Annotated in this window: 5 protein-coding genes; all 5 read left to right on the top strand. The window is 59.6% G+C overall.

The window, feature by feature from the left end; genetic code table 11:
* A partial coding sequence (locus tag RMN95_RS07115; RefSeq protein WP_309616242.1) for a glycosyltransferase family 1 protein occupies positions 1-983 on the top strand: 983 nt, incomplete at its 5' end.
* A gap of 70 nt (positions 984-1,053) precedes the next feature.
* Positions 1,054-2,829 (top strand): ABC transporter ATP-binding protein, encoded by a 1,776-nt coding sequence (locus RMN95_RS07120; protein WP_309616243.1) that lies wholly within the window; start codon positions 1,054-1,056, stop codon positions 2,827-2,829.
* Positions 2,830-2,877: 48 nt separating this feature from the next.
* Positions 2,878-3,843, top strand: coding sequence for an NAD-dependent epimerase/dehydratase family protein (locus RMN95_RS07125; RefSeq protein WP_309616244.1), 966 nt, complete (start codon positions 2,878-2,880; stop codon positions 3,841-3,843).
* A gap of 35 nt (positions 3,844-3,878) precedes the next feature.
* Positions 3,879-5,051, top strand: coding sequence for a glycosyltransferase (locus RMN95_RS07130; protein ID WP_309616245.1), 1,173 nt, complete (start codon positions 3,879-3,881; stop codon positions 5,049-5,051).
* 85 nt (positions 5,052-5,136) lie between these two features.
* A partial coding sequence (locus RMN95_RS07135) for a VCBS repeat-containing protein (protein ID WP_309616246.1) occupies positions 5,137-6,831 on the top strand: 1,695 nt, incomplete at its 3' end.

Consider the following 6,831-nt stretch of genomic DNA (forward strand, 5'->3'; position numbering starts at 1 on the left):
TCGCCCGCATCCCCGGCATCTTCTCGCTCCTCCTGCTTCTGCGTCTCCATCGGCAGTTTTCGCTGCTCGAGCCTCGCGACAGTGCCGCGTACGAGCGGTTGAAAGATGAATCATGGGATGCCGTGGTCGCCCACGACGCCCAGACGCTGTTCATGACATCCCGACTCGTCTCGCGTAGCGGAGTGCTCGCGGACATGCACGAGTATGCGCCGAAGCAGAGCCTCCCGTCGGTGAAGTGGAATCTTCTTTACCAGCCCTACTACTCCTGGCTGTGCCGCACCTATGCGGCGACCGCGACGGCCGCGACGACCGTGAGCTCTGGGATCGTTGACGAGTACAAGCGAGTATTCGGATTCGAAGCAACGCTCGTCGTGAATGCCACCCCGTACCACGATCTGAGTCTGCAATCGGTCGGCTCCCCTGTGCGACTCGTGCACAGCGGTGGTGTCGCCGTGCAGCGCCGTCTCGACATCATGATCAGGGGCGTGCGCGAGTCGTCAGCAGACGTCACTCTCGACCTCTTCCTTGTCGGCGGGGAGTCCACGCTCATGTCGGAGCTCCGAGCGCTGGCTGGCGATGATCCGCGCATCCGGTTTCGTGAGCCTGTCGCATACAGCGACCTCGTGCCGACGCTCAACCAGTACGACCTCGGCCTCAGTATCTTCCCACCGACTACTTTCAACCTCGCGTGGTGCCTCCCTAACAAGTTCTTTGACTACGTTCAGGCGCGCCTGGGTGTCATTGTCGGGCCGTCCCCAGAGATGGCGCGGTTCGTCGACGAGCATGGGTTCGGAGTGGTACTTCCCGACTTCGAGCCATCCTCTCTCGCCGCCGCACTGGAATCGCTCACGGCGGAGAAGGTTGCGGAGTTCAAGGCTGCGTCGGAGCGGAGCGTTCATGGCCTCTCCGGTGAGGAGCAGGGCAAGGTGTGGGGCCGAGTCATGGCCGGCATGCTTGCCGCTCCGGCGCAAGCCGGTCGGTGATCGCTGCTGAGGTGTGACCTCGGATTGGAGCCGCATAGACTTCCACAGTCGAAAAGTTTGGAGCACCCGAGTGAAACAGGTTCTTTCCCTCTATCGCGACCTGTTGGCGGCGCTTCCGAAAGGGGGTAGAGCGTTTCTGTGGACCTACTCTTGGCTGCTAGCTTCTCTCGCCCTATTCGATGCGGCTGCTCTCGGCCTGTTGGCAGTGGTCATAGGCCCCGTTGCTATCGGGGCTGCGGTTGTGCTGCCGATAGTTGGCGAGCTTGATACCATCGGGGTCGTCTGGGCGATCTTAGTGATCTGCGCGATCCTTATCGCTAAGAGTGTCTTTTCGGTTGTCGTCACCTGGTGGGCTACTCGTCGAATCCCGCAGTATGAGGTAGCCATGGGCGATCGAGTCCTGCGCGCCTACCTGGCCGCACCATGGAGAGACAGACTTCGCAAGAACTCCATCGACATCATGCGCTATTCAGATAGTGGCGTGGACGCCAGTGTCAATTCGTTCCTCATGCCGGGTGCGACACTGCTGAGCGAATTGGTCGGCCTTGTGGCGGTAATCGCTACCCTCGCGGTAGTCGAACCACTGCTCGCCGTCACCACTTTGTTGTATCTGCTTCTTATCGGTGTGGTGCTCTTCTTCTGGATCGCCCGTCGTGCCAGAACTGCTGGCGAAGTGAACATAAACAACAGCGCTCGCACTGCGCGACTTGTGCTCGAGATTATCGCCTCGATGAAGGAGGTTACCCTTCGAAACAAGGAGTCCGAGGTTGCCGATGTCGTTGTGCAGTCGCGCACTGCCAGCGCGCAGGCGCGGGCTAACATCCAATTCTTGGGGCAGGTGCCGCGGTTCGGCCTTGAGGCCGGCATAGTGGGGGGCTTCGTCGTCATCGGTGGGGCTGGCTTCGTTTTCGGCGGTTTCGAACAGGCGATAGCGGCAATTGGATTGTTCGCGCTTGCGGGCTTTCGGGTCGCCCCTTCTGTCATCCGATTTCAGGCGGTGCTGTCGGCCATGATCGCCGCCTCCGAGTTCCCTCGGCAGCTTCTTGTTGAGCTTGCAGATACCGAGCGCAGCAGCGCGGAGAGCGCCCGTAGTGTCATGGAAGTGCCTCCATCGCCTGCAGTGATTCAGTTCAATGACGTCAGCTTTCGGTATTTCCCCGAAGCGCCGCCTGCAGTCAGCAATGTGTCCCTCGAGATTCCGTTCGGCTCGACCGTCGCCTTTGTTGGCGCGTCCGGATCAGGCAAATCGACGATGGTCGACCTTCTCCTCGGCCTGCTGGAGCCAACCTCTGGCACTGTGCAGGTCGATGGCACTTCGCTCACAGAGCTGCGGACATCTTGGCGGTCGCAGGTCGGCTATGTGCCTCAGGAGGTGGCGCTCTTTGACGCCACCATTGCACAGAACGTAGCTCTCACCTGGGGCGCTGACTATGACCGTGCTCGTGTACAGCGGGCTTTGGAGCGAGCACAATTGTGGAAACTCGTCTCCACCCGCCCCGGCGGGATGGAAGCCAAAGTGGGCGAGCGGGGTCTTGCTCTTTCTGGCGGCCAGCGACAAAGACTGGGAATTGCCAGGGCACTGTACTCAGACCCACTTGTGCTGGTCATGGACGAGGCTACGAGTGCGCTGGATACGCAAACCGAGGCCCTAGTTACGGCGGCGATCGGTTCCATTGGAGCCGACGTCACAAAAGTCGTGGTGGCACACCGCCTCGCCACCATCCAGCAATCAGATCGAATCTTCTTCATGCGCGAAGGCGAACTGCTCGGAGGCGGCACCTTCGCAGAGCTTGTCAACGCCCACCCTGATTTTGCCCGACAGGCCGAGCTTGCGGGCCTCGCCTGACCGCCTCTCGCGAGGCCGCACCTCTGCGAACCCGGATAGGATACGTGGGTGTCTCTCCGTAACCGTAGCGTTCTAGTAACCGGCGGTGCCGGTTTCATTGGCAGCCATCTTGTCGACCGGCTCATCTCGGAAGGCCCCAAGAAGATTGTTGTCGTCGACAACTACTTTTTGGGCAACGATGCGAACCTCGATCACGCTCGTTCGGCCTACCCGGATCTCACCGTGCTCAGACTTGATGCATCTAATCTCGCTGCGATGCAGGATGTCGTCGCGGAGCACGAGATCGAGACAGTATTCGACCTGGCAGTTGTTCCGCTCCCCACGTCCCTGGCATATCCCCACTGGACGATGATGACCAATATCGGGATTACGGCCACCTTCTGCGAGATCGCTCGTCGCGGCCTGGTCGAGCGTCTCGTGCACATGTCCAGTTCCGAGGCATACGGTTCTGGCCACTATGTGCCTATGGATGAAGACCATCCAGATGACGCGATCACGCCGTACGCTGCAGCAAAGGCAGCCGAAGATCACATCATCCGCTCATACGTCAAGACCTTTGGAATCGACGCGACCGTTGTCCGCCCCTTCAACAACTACGGACCTCGCCAGAATCCCGGGTCGTACGCGGGTATCATCCCGATTGTCGTGCAGCGAGTGGCAAAGGGTTTGCCCATAGAAATCCATGGTGACGGCGAGCAGACACGAGACTTCACCTTCGTGAGGGATACAGCCGACCTGACCATTGCCATCCATGAGACGCCAGAGGCACGAGGCCTTGAGATCAACGTGGCGACGGGCGTGGGAACGTCTGTGAACGTGTTGGTTGAAAGAATCTTCGAAATTATGGGGGTGCCCAACCACCCCGTGGTGCACACACCGGAACGTCCCGGCGACGTGCGGCGCCACCAAGCCGATGCGAGTCGACTCGTATCTCTTGTAGGCCGGCAGCCTGCTGTACTCAGCAGCGATGCGCTTGCCGAGACGGTCGAGTGGTACCAGAAATCGTTCGCGTGACCGTCTATCGGCTGACGGCCTAGCCGTTTCGAATCATGACGATTACCGGTGAGTTCATTGTCCTCGCGAAGAAGGTGTGTCTTCACCTAAGCTACGAATACCATCGACGGTTCGGGCGGGGGAATTCCGTCGAGTGGATCGTGGGGCCTTACGAGGTCGCGAACATGGTTATCGACGTAGCGAGCGCTCTCCCGTCGGCCGAATCGGCCGTGATGGCCAAGCACCCGTTCTACCAGCACGCCTATGACTGGCAGGCCCCGGAAGCTCGAACCGTACTCGGCGATTGGTTTGCAAAGCGATTTCGTGGCCCGATCAAGCTGGGAGAACTCGCCGCGCGTGCCGACGGTTTCATCTACATTGGCGGCCAGGGATTCATCACCGCTTCTGACGATCGACGCCGGTATGAGTTTCAGTTCCTCAAGAGGCGCGGCAAGAGAGTCGTGTGCTATTTCACAGGGAACGATGTCCGCTCGCCTGAGCTCATGGCTCAGCTGGAACGAGAGCGCGGCGAACCGAATCTTGGCACGTACCTAGCGGAAACGAACCCACTATTTGCGAGTTCCTCCTACGAGACATACCAACGGGAGATCGCCGCTACCGCAGATGAATATGCCGACGTGATTCTCACGTCGCCGTTCGACAACAGCTCCCACATAACCCGCCCAACCGAGCCGTTCCTGTACTTCTTTCCTGATGAACGGATCGCGACGAGTTTCGAAAAATTCGAGGATACGTCTCGTCCTGTGATCTTGCACGCGCCGTCGTCGCCGGTCATCAAAGGTACGCAACTCGTTCGAGCGGCGGTCGCCGAACTGCGCGATGAGGGCTACGACTTCGACTACGTCGAGCTTCTCAGGCAGCCGCATGAAGAGGTCGTTGGAAACCTCGCGCGGGCCCACATAGTACTGAATCAGTTCTATTCCATGACCCCAGGGGTATTCGGGATCGAAGCGTTAGCTGCGGGGTGCGTGGTCATGATGAGCCCATCGGAAGACGATGAGCCAACCATTCTTCCCGAGTCGCGTGATGCGTGGATTGTCACCCGCCATTATGAGGTCACTCGAAACCTGCGGCGCGTGCTTGATTGCCCAGAGTCCTGGGAGGCTCAGGCCCGTGCAGGAGTCGAGTGGGTCAGAGGGCACGCCTCGTACAGCGTCAACGGTCCGCGGCTCGCCTCCATGCTGGCCGCACCTGACGGAAGTCTGTAAAAAAGGCATTTCGGGCGACCTGCTTTAGGATGGATCGGGCGCGGCGGTCGCTGGGGTTTGGCGATCCGCGCATAGACTTACGTGGGTGGTTGATCGGGGGGTTCCATTGGCCAAGATGCGGTTCGTGTGTGTCATTGTTGCGACAATGGCGCTGGTTCTGTCGCTGCTCGTGCCCGCGAATAGGGCGGAGTCGAGCGTTGTCTTTGACCCGGGCTTCATCATCACCGATGAGCTTTTCTACGACAGCAACGCGATGTCTGCGACTGAGATACAGTCTTTCCTCGACCTCAAAATCGGCGCTTGTGCCAATGGAATGTGTCTCAATGTTGCAGTCCTGCCCGTAGCCGCTCGCGCTGCTCGGTACTCGCAGTCAACCGGCGCGCTGATATGTTCCGCGATCGCGGGAGGTGAGATGCGTGCGTCCGAATTGATTTATCGAACGCAGGTTGCTTGTGGCATTTCGGCCAAGGTGATCTTGGTCACACTTCAGAAGGAGCAAGGTCTCGTCACGGACCAGGCCCCAAGCAGCCGCGCGCTCAGGGCTGCTATGGGAATGGGTTGCCCCGATACGGCACCGTGCGACACCGCATTTGAAGGTCTCGCGACCCAAATTATCTCCGGTACAGGTCAGTTGAAAGCCTATAAGGCGGCTGCGTTCGCGCGGCAACCCGGGGTGCACTTCATTGATTTTTTCACGAGTGCGAGCTGCGGGGGCACATATGTAAACATTCGAAATTACGCGACAGCCGCGCTCTACAACTACACGCCCTACCAGCCCAACGCGGCAGCCATCGCTAATCCCTACCGGTTGGGTGACAATTGCTCAAGCTACGGCAACCGCAACTTTTTCAACTATTACACCGATTGGTTCGGTTCGCCCGTAGGTGTGCCACTCCCCGCGACCAACGAGCCGCCGTTCGTGCTTGGTCGCGACAAGTCTGGCGACTTGTGGCTCTATGGGACCAACGGGTCGGGCTCATGGCAGCCGAAGGTGCGCGTTGGACAGGGCTGGGACCAGATGGTGGGAGTTGCCATCGCCGGCGATGTCAATGGGGATGTACTCCGCGATATTTTCGCGCTTGACAAGGCAGGCGTGCTTTGGCTCTACCCCACCGATGGATGGGCAGGATTGAGGGCTCGAGTGCAGGTAGCTACTGGGTGGAACTCGGTAGTGGGGCTTGTCGCTCCGGGAGATATGACCGGAGACGGCCGTGAAGACCTGATCGCTATTACCTCCGACGGAGCGATGAAGCTCTATCCCGGTGATGGCCGTGGTGGTCTGAGGACTGCCCAGCCGCTTGGATCAGGATGGAACTTGGCGACCGCGGTCCTTGGGGTCGGAGATTTCGATGGTGATGGTCACAACGATCTCATGAGCGTCGATGTTGCGGGCCGGTTGTCGTTGCACGGCGGCACGGGTGCGGGATCCTTGCGCCCAGCTCGGCAGATCGGAACAGACTGGAACACGATGACTGCCATCGTTGGTGTGCGCGACTTCGATGGAAGTGGCACTGCTGACGTGCTGAGTCGCGATATGGCCGGTTCTCTCTGGCTATATCGGGGAAATGGCAGTGGAGGATGGTTGGGCCGGGTATTGGTCGGCAGCGGCTGGAATGTCATGGACATGATCGTCGGTTCGGGCGATCCTGGGCGCCGCCCGCTATTGAGCCCTGGCGTTGGGGATGTGAATGGTGATGGTTCGCGTGATGTGATTGCTCTGGACGCTAGTGGGAGCTTGTGGTTGTATCCGGGTAACGGGTCGGGCGGTCTTGGGTCAAGG

It is taken from the genome of Salinibacterium sp. (assembly GCF_031364185.1).
Taxonomy (GTDB): Bacteria; Actinomycetota; Actinomycetes; order Actinomycetales; family Microbacteriaceae; genus Rhodoglobus.

What these genes read in the sequence shown, in the direction of transcription:
- RMN95_RS07130 (WP_309616245.1), top strand. Translation starts at nt 3,879, where the DNA reads ATGACGATTACCGGTGAGTTCATTGTCCTCGCGAAGAAGGTGTGTCTT.